Genomic DNA, 23,551 nt, shown 5'->3' with positions numbered 1-23,551 from the left:
GCCGTCAGCGATCGACGACGCCGACCACGCCGATCGCGGCCGAAGCGAGCGGACCGAGCGAGGCGATGAGGTCGCGGACATCCTCGCTCGAACTATGGCCGGTCGTCGCCACGACGATGACCGCATCGACATAGCCGTAGCTCGCCGCCAATGTCCGCGTGTCGCGCGACGGACCGCCGTCGATGAGGATGAATTCGCGGCCATCGAGGCCGTAGGGATCGCTGCTATCGGGATCCTGAATGCCAGCGCGGCGGCGGCCGTGGGTTCCGAGCAGGCGTTCGCTGACTTCCTTATGCGCCGCGCGGATGGTCTCCGGCGCCGAACGCTCGATGCGCAGCATCGACGAGATGTCGTTCGCCGAACAGAGCAGCGTTTCCTCGCCGAGATCGGCGAGCGCACCGGCGAGACCCCGCGCGACGCGTGGTCCGTTCCGGACCGAGCCGGCCTCGATCAGCAGGATCGTAGCCGGAAGCGCGTCTGCAAGATGAATGGCCAGCGCCTGGGCGGCCGGAAAGAGGGCCTCGCGGTCGGCCGCATCGGGATCGTCAGCCTCGACATGCCCGACACCGTCGCGCTTCAGCCAGCGGCGGCGGCGAGACGGCAACAGGCCGACAAGCTCGGTGCCTAGGCTGCCGCTGATCGCGCGCAGCCTGGCGATCGGATCAGAAGCGAGGAAATCGACAGCGAAGGCGAGCGCGATGCCCACCGCAAGGCCGAACAAGGTGCCCGCCGCCAGAACGATCGCCTTTGGCGGAGCTGACGCCTTGACCGGTGGCACAGCCTCCGAGATCACGCGCGAATTGTTGGTCTGGATCTGCTGTTGGAGGTCGAGCTCCTTGGTGCGGTTCAGCACCGCATTATAGACCTGCTGGATCGCGTCAGCATCGCCCTGCAGTTCGCGGGCCCTGATTTCAGCAGTGTTGCTGGTCGCCTGCGTCGCGGTGATCGCCTGCTCCTGCCCCTGCAGCGAGGCAAGATTGGCCTTGGCGCGGGCATAATCGGCCTCGATCGACTGCTTGATGCGGATGATCTCGGCATCGATCAGCCGGGCCACGGCCTCGCGCTCGGAGTCGCTTTGCTGCAGCGCCGGGTGATTGGGGCCGAGCGAACGGGCAAGCTCCGCCTGCTGCTGCACCACTCGGCCATATTGGGTTCGCAGCGCCGTGATCGTCGGCGAGCTCACCACTTCGGGAATGCCGCCGGCCTCGACCACGGCGAGATCGAGGCCGCGCACCTGGTTGCGGCGCGCCTCCAGCTCCGCGACCTGGGCGGTTGCGGCGGTGATGCGGGTGGTGAGATCCTGCAGGCGCTGGTTGACGACGAGCCCGGCCGTACCGGTCGTCACGAGGCCGTTGTCGGCGCGGAATTGCTCGAGGCGGTGCTGCGCCTCCTCGAACTGGGCGCGAAGCGAGGTCGCCTGTCCGACAAGGGACTCGTTCGCCTGCCGCGCGGCGGTCAGGCGGGCCTCGCGGCTCTGCTCCAGATAGACAGCCGAGATCGTGTTGGCGATGAGAGCGGCTCGATCGGCGTCGTCATGCGTTACGGTGATCTGGAAGACGAGCGAGGGATCGGCGCGATGGATGACGACGTTTCCGCGCAGCATGTCGAGCACATGGACAAAGCGCGGGCTGACGGCGCCCTCGCCATCGGCCGGCCAGTTGACCATGGAACCGGCATAGAAGGGATCGTGCTCCAGATCGAGCTTGCGGATCACCTCGGCCAGTACATTGGTGGAGGCAATGATCAGCGGCTGGCTGTCGACATTTGCGAAGTCGATCGATGCCGAGCTGTCGGTCGGCAGGATATCGCGGCCGACGACCTGCAGTCCCTGCGGATCGACCAGGATCTCGACGGTGGACCGGTAGACCGGATGCTGGTGGTGGATGTAGAGGGCGGCCAGAACCAGGAACAGCAATCCGCAGCCGAAGACGAGCGCAAGACGGCGCCGCACGACCCCGAAAAGCTCCATCACGTCGATCGAGGAGAGCGGCCGGCGAGCGGGAAGCATTGCCTCCATGAGCCGTCCATCCCCCTGCGCGAGCATTCCCGATCCTCATCCAGACGTGGCCACCGGCCCACGGCGGCGACATGCGCGACCATGCTGGAGGCGTCGCGCCGCGGCCGGATGACCGTTCCGCCGACGCGATGCCGTGATATTGACCCAAACAGGGTTAAGAAATTCAAACCCGTCGTATGGGTTAACGCCCGTAAAGTAATTGTGGCGGCAATCGTTAAATTGCGCTTAACACTAAAAGCAACTCTCGGATTCCCAACGACATTTCAGATTTTTTCGCTGGCATGGTTCGGGTATCCAACCCTAGTGAAAATGTAAAACTCGAATCAAATGTCCTATGACGGTCCAGATCGGCGATGGGTGCCGCGTTTTCTCCGCGTGGGCGGCGTGCACATCCCCTATGCCTCGCGCGCGAAGGTCCTGCAGACCATCGACCGGTCGTTTCACGACGGCAGCCAGATCCGCGTGGCGTTCTGCAATGCGAATACCATGGTCTCGGCGCTGCGCTCGCAGGCCTATATCGACACGCTGTCGCGCTTCCTGGTGCTGAATGACGGCGTCGGGATCGATTTGGCGTCGTCGCTGTTCATGGGGCATGGCTTCGAGGACAATCTGAACGGCACTGATCTCGTACCCGAAATCCTCGAAAAGGCCACTGCGCCCGTTTCGATCTATCTGCTCGGCGCCAAGCAACCGGTGGTCGAGGAAGCGGGACGGCAACTCGCCGCACGTTTTCCCCGCCACCATGTGGTCGGCATGCATCATGGTTATCTGAAGCGGGAGGACGAGGCCGCGGTTGTTGCCGAGATCAACGCTTCGAAGGCGGGCCTGTTGCTCGTTGCCATGGGCAATCCGCGCCAGGAGCAGTTCATCGATCGCCATGCGGCCGAGTTGTCGCCCCACGTCCTCATCGGTGTCGGGGCGTTGTTCGATTTCATCAGCGGCACCGTGCCGCGCGCGCCGCACTGGATGCGGGTGCTGCGGCTTGAATGGCTGTTCCGCCTGATGATCGAGCCGCGGCGGCTCGGCTGGCGCTATACGGGCGGGCTCGCGATCTTCCTCGTCCAGATCATGCGGCTGCGCATTGCGCGCCTGTGGCTGAAGCCGGCCGACCTGGAGCGCGAGGAACAGGACCTGCCGAAGCGTCTGCGGCCGGGAAACTGAGACGGGCAATGTCTGGATCGTCGATCGGGAAATTCAGATGCGGATCTTGATGGCGGCGGCGGCTTTTCCGCCCTTCATGGATGGCGGGGGTCCCGTGTCCGCCATGCTGGTGGCCAGGCTGCTTCTCGGTGCCGGCCACGATCTTCTCGTCATCAATGTCGCCGACGAAGCGAAGGACGAGGTGCTCGACGGCGTTCCGGTGCGCCGGCTCGAGACGCTCAATCTCTACTGGAATTACCGCGTGCCGCGTCCCGCATGGAAGAAGGCCGCGTGGCATGCGCTGGAAAATTTCAATCCGCGCGCCTTCCTCGCGATGCGGCGCGAGATTGTCCGCTTCAAGCCTGATCTGGTGCTGACCGACAGCATCGAAAACGTCAATGTGGCGACCTGGGGCGCAGCGCGGGCCGCGGGCGTTCCTGTCTGCCATATCCTGCGCTCCACCTTCCTCCTTTGCTGGAAGGGCTCGATGATGCGGGGCGGGGAGAACTGCGCCGGCGCCTGTGGCTCGTGCAAGGCAACGTCGATCGGCAAGAAGGCGATGAGCCGTCTCGTCGACGGCGTCGTCGGCGAAACCGATTTCATCATCGCCCGGCATACCGATGCCGGCTATTTCCCGAACGCCGAGACACGCCGCATCCCGGGCGTCGTACCCCGCCTCATGGCCGATGCGCCCCGCCCTGCGCCGGAGGGCCGGCCGCTGCGCATCGGCTTCATCGGTGTTCACACCCCGATGAAGGGACCCCATATCCTTGCCGAGGCCGCCCGGATGATCGCCGGCTCTGGCCGGGCCGAATTCCTGATCGCCGGCAGCGGGCAGGATGCTTACGCCGAGGCGCTGCATAGCCAGTTTCCCGAGGCCGATACGCGGTTCCTTGGCTGGAGCGATCCCGACGCGTTCTTCCCGCAGATCGACGTCCTTGTCGTGCCGTCGCTGTTCCAGGAGCCGTTCGGACGGGTCATCGTCGAGGCCTTCGCGCATGCCGTCCCGGTGATCGGCGCGCGTTCCGGCGGCATCGCCGAGACGATCGAGGACGGGTTCAACGGTTATGCCGTGGCGCCGGGCGATGCTGGGGCGCTTGCCGCGACGCTCGGTCGGCTCATTGACTCGCCGGAGATGGTCGCGTCGCTTTCCGCTGGTGCGCTTTCGTCGGCGCGACGTTATCTGCCGCCGATCCTTTCTGCCGCTTACACGGAGTTCTTCGACCGGCTGGTCCAGCCATCGCGTGTCGCGCCGGCCGTCGCGGCGGGAAATATCCGCCGATGATCCTCGACCGTCTCCGCAACAGGCCAGGCGCCGGACGCTTCGCCTCGGCCTTTTCCTCGCGCCTCGGCAGCGCCGTGCTGTCGTTCCTCGTGCTGCTCGTGGCCAGCCACGCGCTCTCGACGCAGGAATATGGGCTTTACGTCTTCCTGTTCTCGATCGGCAGCGCGCTCGGGCTGATCTTCGTGCTCGGCCAGCAGATCCTGGTCGTGAAGCATTACCGCTCCGGTATCGGCCTCGACGACCGGGGCAACAAGGCGCTGCTGCGCGTCAACGCCCTCTGGCTGATCCTCGGCGTCGGGACGCTGATCGCGGCGTCGATCATCGGCTTCCTGATCCGCGGGCGGCTGCCGGCGCCCTATGACCAGATCTATGTCGCGCTGATCTTCGCGGCCGTTTATGCGGTCAGCGAATATCTGCAGAACTATTTCCGCATCCACGGCCGCATCAACCTGTCGCTGACGCCGCGCGAGATCGCCTGGCGCGTCGCCTCGGCGGCTGTCCTTGCCAGCCTCGCCGCCGGCGGCGTGCTCTATGGCGGCGCCGAGGCCTTCTGGGCGGTCACGCTGCTGCTGGCGGCTGCCACCGCCTATCAGATGCGCCATTTCGTGCGCGATGAGGGCGTGGCTTTTCTTGGCAAATCCGGCCGCACGGACCGCGTGACGCGGCGGCAATGGCGCAAGGAAAGCTATTATTTCATCGCCAACAATATCCTGAACTCCGCCTCGGCCTATCTTGAGACGATCGTGATCGGCGCGGCGCTCGGGCTGGATCAGGCCGCGTTCTATTTCGTCGCGCTGCGCATCGCGATGTTCCTGACGCTGCCCGTCGCGGCCATCGATACGGTCGGCATTCCGATGATCGCTGCCCGCTTTCAGGCCGAGGATGTCGCCGGAGCGCAGCGGCTGGTCGGCCGGCTGTCCTTCGCGAGCTTCGCGATCTCGCTGACCGGCGCGCTCGGCCTCGCGATCGTCGGCAACTATGTGCTGGTGCTGTTCAATGCCGAGTTCGCGCAGCATCATGACGTGCTGATCGCGCTCTGCCTCTCGGCTGTCTCGCTCGCCTTTTTCGGGCCAGGCTCATGGCTGCTGATGATCGGCGGCGGCGAGCGCTATTTCCTGATCGGCCGCTCGATCCTGTTCGTGTTCTATCTCGGCCTTCTCTTCGGCCTCGCCAAGCTCGACGGGCTCATGGGGATCGCCATCGCAGGGTTGCTGATGAACGTCGCCTCGAACCTGATCGCCACGGTCTGGGTCATGCGGCGCTGGCGCATCGACAATATGGCGACCGCTTTCCTGAAGCCGTTCCTTCTCTTCGACGGACGGCGGGAACGCCGCCGCGTCCAGAAGAGCGTGGCCGTCGATCGCCGCATCGCGCTCACTGAGGGAAACGGGGAGGCGTCCGCATGAACATCCGTTCCAATGGCGACGCGGCTCTGCTCATGCCGGCCACGTTTGGGCGCAGCGACGCCTCGCCTCCCTTTTCGCTGGGCGGTCTCTCGAAGAACGACCCGGCGGAAGCGGGCGCTGCGACGGATTCGGCGGCCGTTGGCCTGCCGGTGACGCTCGGAACCTTCGGCGGCTTCTACCATCCAGGCCGCAGCGGGCTTGCCGTGCTGATGCTGAGCCCGATCGGCTTCGAGGAGATGTGCATCCGCTCGACCTGGCGCAGCCTGGCAGCGCTGATCGCAGCCGAGGGGCTGGCATGCCTCCGCTTCGACTATCCGGGCACCAGCGATGCACTCGACCCGGCCGAGCCGCCTTCCGGAATCGACGACTGGAAGGACGCGGTCAGGCATGCGGCGAACTGGCTAAAGGAGACGTCGGGGGCGGATGAGATCGTCCTTGTCGGCCAAGGCCTCGGCGCCTCGCTGGCGCTGCTGATGGCAGCGGAAATGTCCGGCACGCGTGCCGTCGTCTCGATGGCAGCGGTCGACAATGGCCGCCACTATCTGCGCGAGCTCTCAGCCTGGTCCCGCATCGTCACGGATTCGATCGGCATCGGCCGCGATCCCGGCGACGAGAATGGCCTCGCCGTCGCAGGCCTCGCTCTGCCGCCCGGCCGGGCCGCGGCGATCAAGGCGATCCGGCTCGATGCACTCGATGCGCGGCCCGCCGCGGATGTGCTGGTGGTCGGGCGCATGATGTCGGGCCGCGATGGACCGCTCGCCGATCACCTCGCATCGCTCGGCGCCAATGTCACGCGTCAGCCGTTCGAAGGCTATGAAACGCTCCTGACCGACCCGACACAGGCACGGCCGCCGATGGCGACGCTCGCCGGGATCGCCTCCTGGATCGGGCGCCTCGCGACCACTAGGCCGCGTCCCGCCATATTGCCGCCGCCGCCAGAGCCACTGCGCGGCGACGGCTTCGAGGAACTGCCTGGCCGCTTCGGCCGCGATGGCCGTCTCTTCGGCATCCTCTGCCGTCCGACCGGCGTCCACAACGCACCGACGCTGGTCTTCACCAATGCCGGGCATGACTATCACATCGGCTGGGCCCGCGTGACGGTCGAGCTGTCGCGCGCCCTTGCCCGGGACGGGTTCGCGAGCTTCCGCTTCGATCTCGACGGTATCGGTGACAGCCCCGACCATCCCGGAGCGCCCGACGAAGTGCTCTATTCCGGCCTCCATATCGCCGATGCGGTGGCCGCCGTCGATCATGTCGCCTCGCTTTCGAAGGGACCGATCATCCTGATCGGCCGCTGCAGCGGCGGCTATGCCGCGCTCCAGGCGGCGGTGCAGCGGGAAGACGTGCGGAAGCTTGTCATCGTCAACACGCAGCGCTTCGTCTGGGACGCCGACGAGGATGTCGCGACTGCCGTTCGCTACGGCCATCGGAGCGTCGGCAATTTCGGCGCGACCTTGATGAAGCGCGACACGCTCAAACGGCTTCTGCGCGGCCAGCTCAACATTCTGCCGGCCGGCCGCTATATCGCCCGGACCCTCGCGACCAGAGCAAGCCGCAAACTAGCGCCTTTCCTCGGCAGCCTTTCCAAACATGCGCGCATGCACCGCGCGGTACATCGCCAGTTTCGGGCTCTGGAGCAACGCGGCACCGACGTCACGATGCTGTTCTCGACCGATGATGCCGGGCTCAACGAGTTCGCTGTCTATTTCGGGGAGCGCGGCCAACGCCTCGCCTCCTATCGCCGCGTCGGCATGCGGCTCATTCCCGACGCTGACCACAACTTCACCCATCGAGGCGCCCGTGACCGGCTGCTGTCGGCGCTGCGCGAGGTTTTCGCATCATGAAACGCAAATTTGGCCACGGGATCGCGGGCCTGCTTGCGCTCGCTGCGATGACAACGACGGCGGTAGCTGAACCATGCCTGCGCGGTGTCAATCTGGCCGGGGCCGAGTTCGGGACGCTGCCAGGCAAGCTGCACACCGATTACACGTATCCGACCAAGGCGACGATCGACTATGTCGCCAGCACCGGCGCGACGGCGATCCGCCTGCCCTTCCGCTGGGAACGTCTCCAGCCCAAGCTCGGCAAGCCATTCGATCCCGCCGAACTCGCCGCGCTCGACGAGACCGTGGCCGATGCAACCAAGGCCGGGCTGACCGTCATCCTCGACCCCCATAACTATGCCTACTACAACGAGCAGCGGATCGGCTCGGACGCGGTGCCGACCGCGTCCTTTGCTTCGTTCTGGGCACGCCTTTCTGCTCATGATCGATCGGAGCCAAAGGTCGTCTTCTCGCTGATGAACGAGCCCTATGACATCCACGCCGAAGACTGGCTCGTCGCCGTGAACCTTGCGATCGCCGCGATCCGCAAGGCTGGCGCCGCCAATCTCATCCTCGTGCCCGGCACCGCCTATACCGGAGCGCATAGCTGGACCAAGGACCTTCCCGTCGGCAACAACAGCAAGGTGATGGCCGGCGTCGCGGATCCGCTCAACCGCTATGCCTATGATTTCCATCAATATCTCGATGCCGACTTCTCCGGCCGCAATGCCGAATGTTCGGGCGCCGACGAGGCGCTCGCAGGGATCGACCGGGTCACGGCCTGGCTGAAGGCGAATGGCAAGCGCGGTTTTCTCGGTGAATTCGCGGCGGCCGACGACGCCGCCTGCCTCGCGGCCATGACGAAGCTGGTCACGGCTGTCGACAGCGCCAAGGCCGAATGGATCGGCTGGACCTACTGGGCCGCGGGCGAATGGTGGCCGCCCGACTATATGTTCAATGCCCAACCCACGGCAGAGGGTGACCGGGCGCAGATCGCGGCGCTGAAACCCCTGATGAAGGTCGAAGACGCCAGCTGCGGCGTGGTGACGAAATGAAGATGTCGGCCTCCCCTGCCGTTCGCCCCTTGCGCGTGCTGCATGTGGTGCGCCAGTTCCATCCGAACCGCGGCGGGCTCGAGGATTTCGTTGCCAATCTGGCGCGCGCCCAGGTGGCCGAGGGGCTCGATGTCTCGGTGCTAACGCTCGATCGGCTGTTCGCGCGGCCGGACGAAAAACTGCCGGGGGAGGATCACCTCGGGCCGATCGCGATCCGCCGCATCCCCTATTGGGGATCGAGCCGCTATCCGATTGCGCCAGGATTTCCCAGCGCCGTTGCGAAGGCCGATCTCGTACATGTCCACGCCATCGATTTCTTCTTTGATGCGCTGGCCGCGACGAAGCCGGTCCATCGGACGCCCCTGGTCGCCACCACGCATGGCGGCTTCTTTCACTCCGGCGCCTATTCGGGGCTGAAGCAGCTCTGGTTCAACGGACCGACGCGCCTCTCGAGCCTTGCCTATCGGCGCATCGTCGCCTGTAGCCCGCAGGACGCGGCGCGCTTCGCCCCGATCGCCGGCAAGCGGCTGACCCTCATCGAAAACGGCGTCGATATCGATAAATTCCGCGGCGCCGCGAGCCCGCGTAAGGTCAAGCACCTCGTGACGATCGGACGGCTCGCGGTCAACAAGCGGCCCGAGCGTCTGCTGGCCGCGATGGCCGAGCTGGTGCGCCGCGACCCAGAATGGCAGCTTTCCGTCGTCGGAACCGCGTCGGACTGGTCGGCCGAGCGTTTCATGGCCGAGGTGGCTCGGCTGGGGCTCGATGACCATGTGACGCTGCATCTCGGCGTGCCGGACGCGGAGGTTCGCGCCGTGATCGGCCGCGCGTCGCTGTTCGTGTCAGCCTCGGACTTCGAGGGCTTCGGCATTGCCCTTGTCGAGGCAGCGAGCGCCGGCCTTGGCCTCGTCGTGCATGCCAACACCGCCTTCAGCGATCTTGCCGCCCGCCATGCCGGCATCGGCCTGATCGATTTCACCGACCCCGGCCGCGCCGCCACCGGCATCGCCGCCGCCTTTATCCAGTTACCTGAGCATCCAGGCGCGCCGGACTGGGTGGATGATTATGCATGGGCGAGCGTCGCGGCCCGATACGCCGATATCTATCGAGTGGCGTTGGGCCAGCCGCTTGCAGATGTGCCCGATTTTCTTGATGAAGCTTCAGCATCGGTTAAACATCAGAAACGGCCGTCGCCGCTCTTGGGGATTCATCCGAAATAGGGCCGAGTTTATCTGATCGGATTCACAATTCGTTCGGACACGCACACCTAAGAATTCGCATCAAATTTGACGTTATTTCGTTGGGAGAGGGAATATGCGGGATCGCATTCGTAAGCTTATCGCCGAGCGCAAAGTCGTCGCCGTCGATGTCGACACCCTTACCGATACATCTGATCTCTATGAGGCTGGGCTGAGCTCCTTCGCCTCGATCCAGTTCATGCTGGCCCTCGAAGACGAGTTCGATATCGAATTTCCCGAGCGCATGCTGACGCGCAAGACCTTTGTCTCGATCGAGTCGATCGACCGGTCGATTGCCGAGCTCATCGGCGAGCAGGTGTAGCCATCATGCCTGTGGCCTCCCCCACGATCGAAATCCTGCGCGCGCCGGCGGAGCGCATGCGCGGCGTCGCCGAGATCGCTGCGCGGCATTCGGGCGAGGTGGACCGCGAGGGCCGCTTTCCGCAGGAAGCCGTCGATGCCCTGAAGGCCGAGCGGCTGTTGGGCGTGATGGTGCCGAAGCGTTTCGGTGGCGAAGGCCTCAGCCTGATTGAGACGGCAGAGCTCTGCACGATTCTCGGCCAGGCCTGCGGCTCGACCGCCATGATTTATGCGATGCACCAGATCAAGGCGTCGAGCCTCGTCTCGCATGGCGGCAGCAGCCCCTGGCATGCCGACTTCATGCGCGAACTGGTCGAGCAGCAGCATCTCCTTGCCTCCGCCACCACCGAGGGCGGCATCGGCGGCGACCTCCGCAATTCGATCTGCGCCGTCAATGTTGCCGATGGCCGCTTCACTCTGGAGAAGGACGCCACCGTCATCTCCTACGGCCTCTATGCCGACGCCATCCTCGTCACCTGCCGCCGTTCGCCGGACGCGCAAAGCTCCGACCAGTCAATGGTGGTGGTGAAGCGCGGCGACTATACGCTCGACAAGACGACGGGCTGGGACACGCTCGGCATGCGCGGCACCTGTTCGGAAGGCTTCCGCCTCGTTTCGGCTGGTGATGCCGCACAGATTTTCCCGCAGCCCTTCTCCGAAATCGCCGCGCAGTCGATGCTCTCGGCCTCGCATATTCTCTGGGGCGCCGTCTGGTTCGGCATCGCCGCCGACGCGGTGGCGCGGGCGCAGGCCTATGTGCGCGCCGCTGCCCGCAAGCAGCCGGGCAGCTTGCCGCCGGGCGCCCTCCGCCTAGCGGAAGTCGTTGCCATGCTGCAGGACATGAAGGCGAGCGTCATCGCCGGTGTCGTGCGCTATGAGGCCGCGATGAGCCGGCCTGACGAACTCTCCTCGATGGGCTTCGCCGCCGAGATGAACAATCTCAAGGTTACGACATCGCAGCGCGCCGCGCAGATCGTCACTCATGCGATGCTGATCACCGGCCTCTCCGGCTATAAGAACGACACGCCCTTCAGCGTCGGGCGCCATCTGCGCGACGTGACCTCCGCCGCGATCATGATCTCGAACGATCGCATCCTGTCGAACACGTCGAACCTGCTGCTGGTCAGCCGTTTCGATACCAGCCTGGTGAACTGACATGGACGCTGCGCCGCAGACCGCGACCCCATCCGCCGAGGGCCCGATTGGCGCGAAGGCGTTCCTCGACCAACTCTTTACCGCAGGTGTCCTCACCGAGACGGGCGTCGACGGCCTTTATGGCCGCTCAGGCGATTTCGAGGAGGTGATCGAGCGTTTCGAAGCCCTCGTCACGCGCTATGCCGGCGCCGACAAGGCCGAGCGCATTCATTTCCCGCCGGGCATGCCGCGGCCGATGCTGGAAAAGTCCGGCTATCTCAAGAGCTTCCCGCAGCTCGCCGGCTGCGTGCATTCCTTCATGGGCGGCGAGGCCGATCACGCGCGTCTCCTGCAGATGCTGGCGAATGGCGAGGACTGGACCGAGCTGCAGCAGGCCACCGATGTCGTGCTGACGCCGGCCGCCTGCTATCCGCTTTATCCGACCGTCGCGAAGCGCGGCCCGATGCCGGAAGGCGGCGTGCTGTTCGACTTGAAATCCTACTGTTTCCGCCACGAGCCGTCACAGGATCCGGCGCGCATGCAGCTTTTCCGCATGCGGGAATATGTCCGCATCGGTTCGCCGGAAGAAGTCCGCGCCTTCCGCGAAAGCTGGCTGGAGCGTGGCCCCGAACTGATCCGCTCGCTGGGCCTTTCTTGCGAAATCGACCTGGCCAACGATCCGTTCTTCGGCCGCGCCGGCAAGATGCTGGCCAACAATCAGCGCGACCAGGGGCTCAAATTCGAACTTCTGATCCCCGTCGCCAACGAGAAGCCAACCGCCTGTCTCTCGTTCAACTATCATCAGGACCATTTCGGCACGCTCTGGGGCATCCAGCAGGCGGATGGCGCGCCCGCGCATTCGGCCTGTGTCGGCTTCGGCCTCGAACGGGTGGCGTTGGCGCTCTTCCGCCATCACGGCATGAAGGTCGCCGACTGGCCGCAATCGGTCCGCGCCGTACTCTGGGGCTGACCGATGGCCGATCTCGCGACGCTCGACCCCGCCTCCCATCGCCCGCACGCGCTGCATGACAGCGCGCGCCACTGGCCGGAGACCAATTGTTATGTCGACCTGTTCATCGAACTGGTCGGCGCTTTGGGCTACGAGGTCGAGGCGATGTTCGGCTTTACCGTGACGCAGGATTTCGAGGGCGATCAGTTCTCGTTCTTCAAGGTTCCGGTCGACGATCTCGAGGCGCTCTACGGCCTCCGCGTCCAGGAGCTCGCGATCTTCGACCGGCTGGAAGATCACATCGCCGAGCAGCTCGGTCGCGGCCGCGTCGTGCTGGTCGAGGTGGATGGCTATTTCCTGCCCGATACCGGCGGCGTCTCCTATCGCGTCCAGCACACCAAGACGACCGTCGGGATTACGCATCTCGATATCGCCGCGCGCCGCATGCACTATTTCCACAATGGCAGCTTCTTCGCGCTCGAAGGCGCCGATTATGACGGCATCCTCGGGGCGCCCGGCTCGGCGAAGAGTGCGGATGCGCTGTTCCCCTATGTCGAGTTCGTAAAGCTGCCGACAGCATCTGCGCCGCGCATCGATACGCTCGCGGTCGCCAAGAAACTGTTGGCCCGCCATCTCGGCCGCCGCCCGGCAAGCAATCCGATCCGCGCCTATGGCGAAGCGCTCGCCGCCCATCTCGCCGATCTCGGCACGCGATCGCCGGACTATTTCCACATCTACGCCTTCAACACGCTGCGCCAGCTCGGCGCCAATTTCGAGTTGCTGGCGAGCCACCTTGCGTGGCTGGCACGCCATGGCGAGGCGGGGCTTGAGGCGGCAGAGGCTGCGGCGATCGAGATCGCGGCCAGCGCCAAGACGATGCAGTTCAAGCTGGCGCGCGCGATGGCCCGCGGCCGCTATGATGGGCTCGACAGCTTCATCGCGCCGATGGCCACGGCCTATGACGTGGTGATCGGCGATCTCAGCGCGCGTTTCGGCCAAGCCTCCCCGTCCCGCCAGGCCGCCTGAGCCGTTCATGCAGCGGCTCTCCGACACTGCGGACCGCGTCATCGATCTCAACACGGGCTGGGAATTCCTGCCGACCGAAGCCGGGGTCTTTACCGGCCCGCCGGCTGATGCCGACTGGCTGCCGGCAATCGTGCCCGGAACGGCTGCGCAGGCTCTGTCGGCGCTTGGGCGCTGGTCGCTGGAACGACCTGCGCCGCTTGCCGATCAGGACATCTGGTATCGCGTGAAATTGCCCGGCAGCGGCCCGGCGCGTCTTTCTTTCGAAGGGCTCGCGACGATCGCCGAGATCTTCCTCGACGGCGCTCCGATCCTTGCCAGCGACAGCATGTTCCAGCCCGTTTCGGCGTTGATCGAGCGCCGGCCGGGCTCCGTGCTGGCGATTGGTTTCCGCAGCCTCACCGCCGAACTCGGGCGCCGCAAGGGGAGGCGCGCGCGCTGGCGGCCCACCATGATCGACGATCAGCGGCTCAGGCTGGTGCGAACCACACTGCTCGGCCATATGCCGGGCTGGTGTCCGCCGGTCGACGCCATTGGCCCCTATCGACCGATCCGCCTTGTGGAAACAGGCGCGCCTCAAATTGGCGCGCTTGATCTCAAGGCGTCGCTGGCCGGAACAACCGGCGTTGTCGCCGTCAGCTTCACCTATGACGGCCCGGACGAATTGATCTCGCTCATGGTCGGCAACGACGCCGTCGCGCTGACGCGCCTCGGCGATCGTGTCAGCGGAGCGATCGAGATCGCCGATGTCGATCGCTGGTGGCCGGCAAGCCATGGTGCGCCCAAGCTTTATCCGGTCGCGATCCAGATCGGCGCGCGCCGGCTCGACCTCGGGCAGACCGGCTTTCGCACCATCGCCATCGATCAAGGGGCGGACGGACGCGGCTTCGCTCTAGTGATCAACGGCGTTCGCGTCTTCTGCCGTGGGGCCGTGTGGACACCGGCGGACATCGTCTCCCTGGCCAGCGATCGCGCCACCCTCGAACCGCTGATCAGGATGGCGGCAGCAGCTGGCGTGAACATGCTGCGCGTCGGCGGCACGATGCTTTATGAGGCGCGTGCCTTTCACGATCTCTGCGACGAATATGGCATTCTCGTCTGGCAGGATTTCATGTTCGCGAACTGCGACTATCCGGCCGACGACGCCTTTGCCTCGACCGTTGCAGCCGAGGCGGAAGCGTTGCTGAACCGACTGGCGCTTTCGCCATCACTCGCCATTCTCTGCGGCGGCAGCGAAGTGGCCCAGCAGGCGGCTATGATGGGCCTTCCGCCTTCGGCCTGGACGAGCCGAATTTTCGAGGACGTCTTGCCCGACGCAGTCGCGCGGCTGCGGCCTGACGTGCCGTTTGTCGCGTCATCGCCCATTGGCGGCGAATTGCCTTTCGTCGCCGATAGCGGCGTGACGCATTACTATGGTGTGGGTGCCTATCGGCGGCCGCTTGAGGATGCGCGGCGGTCCCATGTCCGCTTCGCCTCGGAATGCCTCGCCTTCGCCAATGTGCCTGAAGAGGCCACGCTGCAGGAGGCGCTGCCCGTCGCTCCCGCGCATCACCCACGCTGGAAAGCAGCCGTGCCGCGGGATCTCGGCGCGAGCTGGGATTTCGAGGATGTGCGCGATCACTACACCGCGCTTCTCTATGGCGTCGACGTCGCCCGTCTCCGAACGGAGGATCCGGCCCGCTATCTCGCGCTGGCCCGCGCGACGACGGCGGATGTCGCGGAGGTGACCATAGGCGAATGGCGGCGACCGGGCTCGCCGACCGCCGGTGCGCTGGTCTGGTTCTGGCGCGATCTCGTGCCGGGCGCCGGCTGGGGCGTCGTCGATGCGCTGGGTCGGCCGAAATCGATCTATCACGCGCTGAAGCGGGCTTTTCGCCCGCTTGCCCTCATCCTCACCGATGAAGGCGTCAATGGGCTGCACCTCCATGTCGTCAATGACGGTCCCAAGGCCGTCGAAGCGACGCTTTCGCTCGCCTGCCTCCGCGACGGTCGCCTGCCCGTGGCACGCGGCGAGAAGGCCGTCACGATCCCGGCGCGCGGCGGATTGACCGTGACCGCGACCGAGCTGCTCGGCTCGTTCTTCGACACGACCTATGCCTATCGCTTCGGTCCCGCCGGCCATGATGTCAGCCTTGCCCGCCTGATCGCCGCCGATGGCACCGTGATCGCCGAGGCGACGCATTGGCTGCCCGGCCGGCGAAGTGAGCGTCATGCGATCGGCCTTGCGGCGACCGCAGAGCGCGATGCTCATGGCTGGTTTCTCACGCTCTCCGCAGAGCGAATGGCCGCGCATGTCACGATCGCCGACGCGCATTATCGGGCTGAGGATAACGGCTTCGACCTCGCTCCGGGGGACCGGCGCACCGTACGTCTGCTGCCGTTCGTGGCCGGCGAGACGGCCGCGCCCGAGGGTGAGATACGGGCGATCAACGCCACCGACGGCGCGCGTTATGCCGGCGGCTGAGGGCTGCCTTGCGCCGGCTGGGCTTGCCGGCCGGGCCGGCCAGCCTTATATCAACGCCATCAAGAGGACGGCCTCCCCCATCGGGGACACTTGTCGGGACGACCCGACGCTGCCGATGGGGAATGACCATGCGCACAACGCGCGACCGTATCCGTCACACAATCAGCTTTGAAATCATTGGGCTCCTGATCGCTACGCCGCTGGCGGCGCTGGCCTTCGGCCTGCCGCTCGCCGATGTCGGCGTGGTCGGTCTCGGCACCAGCCTTGCCGCTGCCCTCTGGAACTATGTCTACAATCTCGGCTTCGATCATGCCCTCGTCCGCCTCAAGGGCGATACGAGCCGCGGCGTTCCGCTGCGCGTGTTGCATGCCGTGCTGTTCGAAGGCGGGCTGATGGTGATGCTGATGCCGATCATCGCCTGGTATCTCGGGATCAGCCTCTTCGAGGCGCTGGCGATGGATGTCTCGTTCGCGCTCTTTTACATGGGCTACGCGTTCGTCTTCAACCTCGCCTATGACCGTGTCTTCCCGGTCGAGGGGCGGCGCGAAACGCTGGCTGCCTGACGCCATCACCGGCGGGCGCGGATGCGGCGCTAACCCGCGACATCCGCGAACAGCATCGTGACGCGGCCCCGCAACATGATCGGGCCGGTAACGAGCGCCGGATCGCGGCGATCCGTTTCCGGCGTCAGGCCTTCGCAGCTGTCGACGAGGAGATGCCAGCCGGCACCGGTGCTCGGCGGCAGCGTCATGAGCTTCTCGCCCTCCCCGCCGGCAAGCACCAGACAGAGGCGCTCCGCGTCGCCAGCGCCGTCATGGCCGGAAAGGACGGCGACAAGAACGCGCGCGCTGCCGTCATTCCAGCGATCGCCGATGAGCGGATGGCCGTCGGCGCCATGCCATACGACATCCGCCGTCGCGAGGCCGTCGCGAGGCTGGCCGGAGAGCGGCCGCGGATCGCTGAGAAGCGGATGGGCCGCTCGCAGCCCCACGACGGTGCTCGCAAAGCCCAGCAGTTCCGTATCGGCCCTTGCCCAGTTCATCCAGGCGATCTCGTTATCCTGCGCATAGGCGTTGTTGTTGCCGTTCTGGCTGCGGCCGGTCTCGTCGCCCATCGCGATCATCGGCGTGCCGCGAGAGAACAGCAGCGCGGCGAACAATGCCCGCATGTCGGCGGCGCGGCGGCGCGCGACGGCCGGGTCCCCGGTCTCGCCCTCGACGCCGTTGTTCCAGGAATGGTTGCCGTCGTTGCCGTCGCGATTCTGCTCGCCATTCGCCGCATTGGCCTTCCGCTCATAGGCGACGAGATCGGCGAGCGTGAAGCCATCATGCGCGGTCACGAAATTGACGCTGCGCGACAGCGGCCGATGGCGGCCGGCGAAGATGTCGGCCGAGCCGGCGATCCGCGTCGCGAGTTCTCCGATCAGGCCGTCCTCGCCCTTGAAGAAGCGGCGCAGCGTATCGCGATAACGGTCGTTCCATTCGCCCCAAGACGCAGGAAACGCGCCGACCTGATAGCCGCCATAGCCGATGTCCCAAGGCTCTGCGATGAGGATCACCTGCGACAACAGCGGATCCTGGTCGATGGCCGAAAGGATCGGCGCGGCGGGATCAAAGCCTGTGTCACGGCGGGCAAGGGTGGTCGCGAGATCGAAGCGGAAGCCATCGATGCCGGCGGTCTCGACCCAATAGCGCATGCAATCCATCACCAGGCGCAGCCCGGCGGGCCGCTCCAGCGCCAGGATATTGCCGCAGCCGGCGTCATTGGCATAGAAGCGCCGGTCCTCGGGGATCAGCCGGTAATAGCCGGCATTGTCGAGCCCGCGCATCGAGACGGTGGGACCGAGATGATCGCTCTCGCCGGAATGATTGTAGACGACATCGAGAATGACCGCGATTCCGGCCGCATGCAGCGCCGCGACGGCGGCGCGCACTTCCGCCATGCCGCCAGGCGCAAGTCGCGGATCCGGCACGAACCAGGCAATGGGATTATAGCCCCAGTAATTCGAAAGGCCGAGCGGCGGCAGATGGCGCTCGTCGAGCCAGGCCCCAATCGGCAACAGTTCGACCGTCGTGACACCGAGCGCCTTCAGATGGCGGATCGAAGCCGCATGGCCGAGCCCGGCAAAGGTGCCGCGCAGCGCTTCGGGCACTTCGCTGTTGAGCTTCGAGAAGCCGCGCACATGCAGTTCGTAGACAACCTGCCGCTCGAAGGATGGCGGCGGCTGCAGCCGAGCGGCCAGTGGCAGCGGCGGCGTGACGATCCCTTTGGGGACGACGCCGGCGCTGTCAGCCGTATCCTCCGCCGCGCCGAGGCGGCGCGCATCATAGAGCAGCGGATGCTCGGCGAAGGCCCGGTCGAGCGCCCGCGCATAGGGATCGACGAGTAGCTTTGCAGCGTTGAAGCGATGGCCGTCCTCAGGCCGCCAAGGCCCATGAGCGCGAAGGCCGTAACGGGCACCGGCAGAAACGCCTTCGACATGGCCGTGATGGATGTCGCCGGTGCGTCCGGGCAGGCGGATGCGGCGAAGCTCCTCGTCGCCATCCGCCGAGAACAGGCAGAACTCGATCGCCTCCGCCGCCGGGGAATGGACCGCGACGTTGACGCCCTTGTGCGACAGCGTCACGCCGAGCGGGCCGGCGCTGCTGTCGGTCACCCGATCATGGCGCATTTGCGTCAGCCCGCCTCGGCCCGAAGGCTGCGGAAGAGCCGCGCATAGGCGGCGGCAGGCCGGCGCCAGGAAACGTCGGTCTTCATCGCATTGGTCTGCATTTTCTTCCAGTAAGGCCGATCCTGCCAGAGATCGGCGGTGCGCAGGATCGCAGCCTCGAGATGATCGGCCGTGACGGGGCCAAACTGGACGCCGGTGCCGATGCCGGCCGCGCGCGCGACTTCATTGGCGTCGATCACCGTGTCGGTGAGGCCGCCGACGCGCGCCACGAGCGGAAGCGCGCCGTAGCGCAGCGCGCAGAGCTGGGTCAGCCCGCAAGGCTCGAAGCGCGAGGGCACGAGGATGACATCGCTGCCGGCCTGGACCAGATGCGCGAACGGCTCGTCATAGCCATTGAACATCCCGACGCGACCCGGATTAAGCTGTGCAGCACGGGCAAAGCCCTCGGCGATCGACGGTTCGCCCGAGCCAAGAATGGCCAGTTGCGCGCCCGTGCCGAGCAAGGTGCCAAGGCGCTCCAGCAGCAGGTCGAGGCCCTTCTGCCAGGTCAGCCGGCTGATGACGCCGAAGACGAGCGCTGCGGGATCGGCATCGAGCCCGAGCCTGGCCTGCAGCGCGGCCTTGTTTGCGGCGCGGCCGTTGCGGCTCTCCGCGCTGAAGGGCGCCGCGATCATCGGATCGGTGGCCGGGTTCCAGACCGTGTCGTCGATGCCGTTGAGAATTCCGGAGACGACGCCGACGCGGCTCCGCAACAGGCCGTCGAGACCCATGCCGCCATCCGGCGTGCGGATCTCGACAGCATAGGTGGGCGAAACCGTGGTGATGCGATCGGCGAGTTGCAACCCGGCCTTCAGAAAGCCGATCGTGCCATAATATTCGACACCTTCCATCGAGAAGGCATGCGGAGGCAGGCCGAGCACCTGCATCAGTTCGCGGCCATACTGGCCCTGGAAGGCCATGTTGTGCACCGTCATCACCGAAGGCGCATGGGGGCGGCCGGAATAGCGCATATAGGCCGGCGCGAGACCGGTCTGCCAGTCATGCGCATGGACAATGTCGGGACGGAGATCCGGCAGCAAACCAAGGCCGAGATCGGCGGCGACACGGGCAAGCGCCGCGAAGCGAATGGCATTGTCATGCCAGTCGCGACCATCGGCGCCCACATAGGGATTGCCCGGACGCTCATAGAGATAGGGCGCCTCGAGGACGAGCAGATCGAGGCCGCCGGCCCTGCCCTTCAGCAGGCGGGCATCGCCCCCGAAGAGACCGTGGAAGATATGCACCGTCTCCGCGCCCTCGAGCGCGGCAATGACGGCGGGATAGCCCGGTACCAGAGTGGTGACATGGATGGCCTCTGGCTCAAGCGCCGCCGGCAGCGCGCCGACGACGTCGGCGAGCCCCCCGGTCTTCACCAGCGGATAGACCTCCGAGGCGACAGAAAGAACGTTCAGCGTGCTCATCCCTTCAGCGCGTCGATCATCGGCTGCGTGATGAGGCAGATGCCATTGTCGGTGCGACGGAAGCGCTGGGCATCGTAGTCAGGGTCCTCTCCGACAACGAGACCCTCGGGGATTTGCACGCGCGAGTCGACCACGACATTGCGCAGGCGCGCCGAGCGGCCGATTTCGGCATAGGGCAGAACCACGCTGCTCTCGACATGCGAATAGGAGTTGCAGCGCACGCCGGTGAAGAGCAGCGCCCGGTTGAGCGAGGCGCCCGACACGATGCAGCCGCCGGAAACCAGCGAGGACAACGCATAGCCGCGCCGGTTCTCCTCGTTGTGAACGAACTTCGCCGGCGGCGTCACCTCGCCATAGGTCCAGATTGGCCAGTCGCGGTCATAGAGATCGAGATCAGGCACGACGCTGGTGAGGTCGATATTGGCTTCCCAATAGGCATCGACCGTCCCGACATCGCGCCAATAGGAGATCGATTCCGCCCGCGAGCGGACGCAGGACGTCTCGAAGTGATGCGCGATCGCTTTGCCGTGCTTCACGATATGGGGAATGATGTCCTTGCCGAAATCATGGCTCGAATTCGGGTCCTCGGCGTCGCGGCGCAATTCCTCCATCAGGAATTTGGTGTTGAAGACATAGATGCCCATCGAGGCGAGCGCCTTGTCGGGCTGGCCGGGCATCGCCGGCGGATCCGCCGGCTTCTCGATGAACGACATCACGCGGTCTTCGGTGTCGACATGCATGACGCCGAAGCCCGTCGCTTCCATGCGCGGCACTTCGAGACAGCCGATGGTGACGTCGGCCTTGGCCTCGACATGCTGTTTCAGCATGTCCTCATAATCCATCTTGTAGATGTGATCGCCAGCGAGAACGACGAAATACTCGCTGTCATAGTCCTTAAGGATATCAAGGTTCTGATACACCGCATCGGCCGTACCGAGATACCAGAGCTCCTCGGAAACACGCTGGCTGGCCGGGAAGATATCGAAGATTTCGTTGCGCTCGGGACGGAAGAAGTTCCAGCCGCGCTGCAGATGGCGGATGAGGCTGTGCGCCTTGTACTGCGTCGCGACGCCGATCCTTCGAATGCCGGAATTGAGCGCGTTCGACAGCGCAAAATCGATGATGCGCGACTTGCCGCCGAAATAGACGGCCGGCTTGGCGCGCCGGTCGGTGAGTTCCATCAGCCGGCTGCCGCGGCCGCCGGCCAGTACGAAGGCCATGGTCTGGCGCGCCAGAGGTGCACTTCCCGGCTTCTGCATCGTCGCTTCTCCCCGCTCGTCTGTTTTGTCTTGCTGCCTGCCCGAAGGCAGGCTCAGTTACCGTCGAACTCGAAATAGACCGCCGAGAGGGGCGGCAGGATGATATCGGCCGAAGCCGGCAGCCCGTGCGAAGGCAGCGCCGCGGCATGGACGACGCCGAGATTGCCAATGCCCGAACCGCCATATTGCGAGGCGTCGGTGTTCAGGATCTCGCGCCAGCGCCCCGCCTCCGGCAGTCCGACACGATAGCCATACCGGACAACGGGCGTGAAATTGCACGCGACAGCCACCGGCGGATCGCCCGGCGCGCCAAAGCGAATGAACACGATGACGGATTGATCCTTGTCGTCGGCCACGACCCAGCGGAACCCCTCGCCTTCGCAATCGCGCGCATGAAGCGCGGGATGATCGCGATAGACATGATTGAGATCACGGACGAGATCGCGCACGCCGGCATGAAGCGGCGCGCCCAGGAGGTGCCAGTCGAGCTCGTTCTCGAAATTCCATTCGCGACGCTGCCCGAATTCCTGGCCCATGAAGATGAGTTTCTTGCCCGGATGGCCCCACATGAAGCCATAGAACGCCCTCAAATTGGCGAATTGCTGCCAATCATCGCCCGACATGCGCGCCAGCATCGAGCCCTTGCCATGCACGACCTCGTCATGGCTGAGCGGCAGCACGAAATTCTCGGAGAAGGCGTAGAGCAGGCCGAAGGTCAGCTTGTTATGATGGAAGCGGCGATAGACCGGATCGAGCGCCATATAATCCAGCGTGTCGTGCATCCAGCCCATGTTCCACTTGAAGCCGAAGCCGAGGCCACCGGCATGGACCGGCTGGGAAACGCCCGGCCATGACGTCGATTCCTCGGCGATCGTCATCGTGCCGGGATGCTGGCCGTAGGCGAGCTGGTTGACGCTCTGCAGGAACGCGACCGCATCGTTGTTCTGGTTCGAACCGTCCGGATTGGGCAGCCACTCGCCTGGCTTGCGCGAATAATCGAGATAAAGCATCGAGGCGACGGCATCGACGCGCAGTCCGTCGACATGGAAGCGATCGAGCCAATAGAGCGCGCTGGCGGCCAGGAAGTTGGAAACCTCGCGGCGGCCGAAATCATAGATCGCCGTGTTCCAGTCCGGATGAAAGCCGCGACGCGGATCGGCATATTCATAAAGCGGCCGGCCGTCGAAATGCGCGAGACCATGCTGGTCAGTCGGGAAATGCGCCGGCACCCAATCGAGGATAACGCCGAGGCCGGCCTGATGCGCGCGGTCGACAAGGCGCGCAAAACCGGCCACATCGCCATGGCGCGCGGTCGGCGAGAACAGTCCGATCGGCTGATAGCCCCAGGACGCATCGAGCGGATGCTCGGTGATCGGCAGCAGTTCGACATGGGTGAAGCCCATGTCGACCGCGTAGGGAATGAGACGGTCGGCGATCTCGTCCCATGTCATGAAGCGCCAGCCATCGGCCTTCTGCCAGGACGCGAGATGCACCTCATAGATCGACATCGGCTTGCGACGCTGGTCGTCGCCGCCACGCGTCTCCAGGAACTCCGCATCGCTCCAGCTGAAGGCGTCGGTCTTGGCGACCATCGATGCGGTCGAGGGGCGCAGTTCGCTGCCGAAGCCAACCGGATCGGCCTTCAGGGGCAGGACAACGCCGTCGGGCGCGACGATCTCGTATTTGTAGATGGCGCCTTCGCCGAGTTCCGGGGCGAAGATTTCCCAGATGCCGCTGTCGACGCGCTTGCGCATCTGGTGGCGGCGGCCGTCCCAGTCGTTGAAGTCGCCGACGACCGAGACGCGCAGCGCCTCTGGCGCCCAGACGGCGAAATGCACGCCGGGAATGCCGCCATGCTCCATCACATGGGCGCCGAGCTTTTCGTAGAGTTCGCGGTGCGTCCCCTCGACCAGCAGATAATCGTCCAGCGGCCCGAGCACGGGCCCGAATGCATAGGGATCGATCAGCGTCCATTCGCCGCCACTGTTTGCAGCGCGCAGGCGATACAGGAAACGCTGGCTGCGGGCGGGAATCAGGCCCTCGAAGAAATCGGTGCCGGGCCGCCGCTCCAGCGGCGCGATCAGCCTTCCGTCGAGATCGAGGACCTCGACGGTTTCCGCATGCGGCACAAAGGAGCGGACGACCATTCCCGCCCGCGTTTCGTGCAGCCCGAGCAGGGAAAACGGATCCCCGTTGCGCGCTGCGATCAGATTTCCGACATCAGTTTCACTAGCGCGCCAACCGGCCATTGCGTCTCCCCGACGCGA

Annotated in this window: 17 protein-coding genes; 12 read left to right on the top strand and 5 right to left on the bottom strand. The window is 65.4% G+C overall.

The window, feature by feature from the left end; translation table 11 throughout:
• Positions 1–4: 4 nt before the first annotated feature.
• The gene (locus tag LB518_RS07685) at positions 5–2,044 is read right to left on the bottom strand and encodes a GumC family protein (protein WP_224575238.1); all 2,040 of its coding nucleotides are present in this window, start codon (positions 2,042–2,044) and stop codon (positions 5–7) included.
• Positions 2,045–2,374: 330 nt separating this feature from the next.
• Between LB518_RS07685 and LB518_RS07680 the strand changes: the two genes are divergently transcribed.
• From LB518_RS07680 to LB518_RS07625, 12 genes are all read left to right on the top strand, one after another.
• Positions 2,375–3,178 (top strand): WecB/TagA/CpsF family glycosyltransferase, encoded by an 804-nt coding sequence (locus LB518_RS07680; RefSeq protein ID WP_224575236.1) that lies wholly within the window; start codon positions 2,375–2,377, stop codon positions 3,176–3,178.
• Positions 3,179–3,215: 37 nt separating this feature from the next.
• Complete coding sequence (locus LB518_RS07675) at positions 3,216–4,442, top strand: glycosyltransferase family 4 protein (RefSeq protein WP_224575234.1); 1,227 nt, start codon at positions 3,216–3,218, stop codon at positions 4,440–4,442.
• On the top strand, positions 4,439–5,848 hold the full coding sequence (locus tag LB518_RS07670) for a lipopolysaccharide biosynthesis protein (RefSeq protein WP_224575230.1): 1,410 nt from the start codon (positions 4,439–4,441) through the stop codon (positions 5,846–5,848). The genes LB518_RS07675 and LB518_RS07670 overlap by 4 nt, the downstream gene beginning before the upstream one ends.
• The gene (locus LB518_RS07665) at positions 5,845–7,692 is read left to right on the top strand and encodes an alpha/beta fold hydrolase (RefSeq protein WP_224575216.1); all 1,848 of its coding nucleotides are present in this window, start codon (positions 5,845–5,847) and stop codon (positions 7,690–7,692) included. Before LB518_RS07670 ends, LB518_RS07665 begins: the two co-directional genes overlap by 4 nt.
• Positions 7,689–8,726, top strand: a complete 1,038-nt coding sequence (locus LB518_RS07660) for a glycoside hydrolase family 5 protein (RefSeq protein ID WP_224575214.1) — start codon at positions 7,689–7,691, stop codon at positions 8,724–8,726. Before LB518_RS07665 ends, LB518_RS07660 begins: the two co-directional genes overlap by 4 nt.
• A 2-nt stretch (positions 8,727–8,728) precedes the next feature.
• Complete coding sequence (locus tag LB518_RS07655; RefSeq protein WP_224575211.1) at positions 8,729–9,946, top strand: glycosyltransferase family 4 protein; 1,218 nt, start codon at positions 8,729–8,731, stop codon at positions 9,944–9,946.
• A 94-nt stretch (positions 9,947–10,040) separates the two neighbouring features.
• Positions 10,041–10,286: an acyl carrier protein gene (locus LB518_RS07650; protein ID WP_224575209.1), complete on the top strand. Its 246-nt coding sequence runs from the start codon at positions 10,041–10,043 to the stop codon at positions 10,284–10,286.
• 5 nt (positions 10,287–10,291) lie between these two features.
• Positions 10,292–11,479, top strand: a complete 1,188-nt coding sequence (locus tag LB518_RS07645) for an acyl-CoA dehydrogenase family protein (protein ID WP_224575207.1) — start codon at positions 10,292–10,294, stop codon at positions 11,477–11,479.
• A 1-nt stretch (position 11,480) separates the two neighbouring features.
• Positions 11,481–12,428, top strand: a complete 948-nt coding sequence (locus tag LB518_RS07640) for an amino acid--[acyl-carrier-protein] ligase (RefSeq protein WP_224575205.1) — start codon at positions 11,481–11,483, stop codon at positions 12,426–12,428.
• Between the two features lie 3 nt (positions 12,429–12,431).
• On the top strand, positions 12,432–13,433 hold the full coding sequence (locus tag LB518_RS07635; protein ID WP_224575203.1) for a DUF1839 family protein: 1,002 nt from the start codon (positions 12,432–12,434) through the stop codon (positions 13,431–13,433).
• 7 nt (positions 13,434–13,440) lie between these two features.
• Positions 13,441–15,894 (top strand): glycosyl hydrolase 2 galactose-binding domain-containing protein, encoded by a 2,454-nt coding sequence (locus LB518_RS07630; RefSeq protein ID WP_224575201.1) that lies wholly within the window; start codon positions 13,441–13,443, stop codon positions 15,892–15,894.
• A 128-nt stretch (positions 15,895–16,022) separates the two neighbouring features.
• Complete coding sequence (locus LB518_RS07625; RefSeq protein ID WP_224575765.1) at positions 16,023–16,457, top strand: PACE efflux transporter; 435 nt, start codon at positions 16,023–16,025, stop codon at positions 16,455–16,457.
• A gap of 29 nt (positions 16,458–16,486) precedes the next feature.
• On the opposite strand, the gene glgX is transcribed toward LB518_RS07625, so the two are convergent.
• From glgX to glgB, 4 genes are read right to left on the bottom strand one after another with little or no spacing between them, the layout of a single operon-like run.
• Complete coding sequence (gene glgX / locus LB518_RS07620) at positions 16,487–18,565, bottom strand: glycogen debranching protein GlgX (protein WP_224575199.1); 2,079 nt, start codon at positions 18,563–18,565, stop codon at positions 16,487–16,489.
• Between the two features lie 5 nt (positions 18,566–18,570).
• A complete protein-coding gene (gene glgA, locus LB518_RS07615) occupies positions 18,571–20,025 on the bottom strand; it encodes a glycogen synthase GlgA (RefSeq protein WP_224575197.1) in 1,455 nt (484 codons plus the stop codon).
• A complete protein-coding gene (gene glgC, locus LB518_RS07610) occupies positions 20,022–21,284 on the bottom strand; it encodes a glucose-1-phosphate adenylyltransferase (protein ID WP_224575194.1) in 1,263 nt (420 codons plus the stop codon). Before glgC ends, glgA begins: the two co-directional genes overlap by 4 nt.
• A 53-nt stretch (positions 21,285–21,337) precedes the next feature.
• Positions 21,338–23,533 (bottom strand): 1,4-alpha-glucan branching protein GlgB, encoded by a 2,196-nt coding sequence (gene glgB, locus LB518_RS07605; protein WP_224575192.1) that lies wholly within the window; start codon positions 23,531–23,533, stop codon positions 21,338–21,340.
• Positions 23,534–23,551: the final 18 nt, after the last annotated feature.

Source organism: Mesorhizobium sp. BR1-1-16 (assembly GCF_020165495.1).
Classification (GTDB): Bacteria; Pseudomonadota; Alphaproteobacteria; order Rhizobiales; family Kaistiaceae; genus Kaistia.
This window is presented reverse-complemented; position numbering and strand designations above follow the sequence as displayed.

Coding starts and splice junctions, on each gene's coding strand:
- LB518_RS07685 (WP_224575238.1), bottom strand. CDS start 2,044: ATGCTCGCGCAGGGGGATGGACGGCTCATGGAGGCAATGCTTCCCGCT.
- LB518_RS07675 (WP_224575234.1), top strand. CDS start 3,216: ATGCGGATCTTGATGGCGGCGGCGGCTTTTCCGCCCTTCATGGATGGC.
- LB518_RS07670 (WP_224575230.1), top strand. CDS start 4,439: ATGATCCTCGACCGTCTCCGCAACAGGCCAGGCGCCGGACGCTTCGCC.
- LB518_RS07665 (WP_224575216.1), top strand. CDS start 5,845: ATGAACATCCGTTCCAATGGCGACGCGGCTCTGCTCATGCCGGCCACG.
- LB518_RS07660 (WP_224575214.1), top strand. CDS start 7,689: ATGAAACGCAAATTTGGCCACGGGATCGCGGGCCTGCTTGCGCTCGCT.
- LB518_RS07655 (WP_224575211.1), top strand. CDS start 8,729: ATGTCGGCCTCCCCTGCCGTTCGCCCCTTGCGCGTGCTGCATGTGGTG.
- LB518_RS07650 (WP_224575209.1), top strand. CDS start 10,041: ATGCGGGATCGCATTCGTAAGCTTATCGCCGAGCGCAAAGTCGTCGCC.
- LB518_RS07645 (WP_224575207.1), top strand. CDS start 10,292: ATGCCTGTGGCCTCCCCCACGATCGAAATCCTGCGCGCGCCGGCGGAG.
- LB518_RS07640 (WP_224575205.1), top strand. CDS start 11,481: ATGGACGCTGCGCCGCAGACCGCGACCCCATCCGCCGAGGGCCCGATT.
- LB518_RS07635 (WP_224575203.1), top strand. CDS start 12,432: ATGGCCGATCTCGCGACGCTCGACCCCGCCTCCCATCGCCCGCACGCG.
- LB518_RS07630 (WP_224575201.1), top strand. CDS start 13,441: ATGCAGCGGCTCTCCGACACTGCGGACCGCGTCATCGATCTCAACACG.
- LB518_RS07625 (WP_224575765.1), top strand. CDS start 16,023: ATGCGCACAACGCGCGACCGTATCCGTCACACAATCAGCTTTGAAATC.
- glgX (WP_224575199.1), bottom strand. CDS start 18,565: ATGCGCCATGATCGGGTGACCGACAGCAGCGCCGGCCCGCTCGGCGTG.
- glgA (WP_224575197.1), bottom strand. CDS start 20,025: ATGAGCACGCTGAACGTTCTTTCTGTCGCCTCGGAGGTCTATCCGCTG.
- glgC (WP_224575194.1), bottom strand. CDS start 21,284: ATGCAGAAGCCGGGAAGTGCACCTCTGGCGCGCCAGACCATGGCCTTC.
- glgB (WP_224575192.1), bottom strand. CDS start 23,533: ATGGCCGGTTGGCGCGCTAGTGAAACTGATGTCGGAAATCTGATCGCA.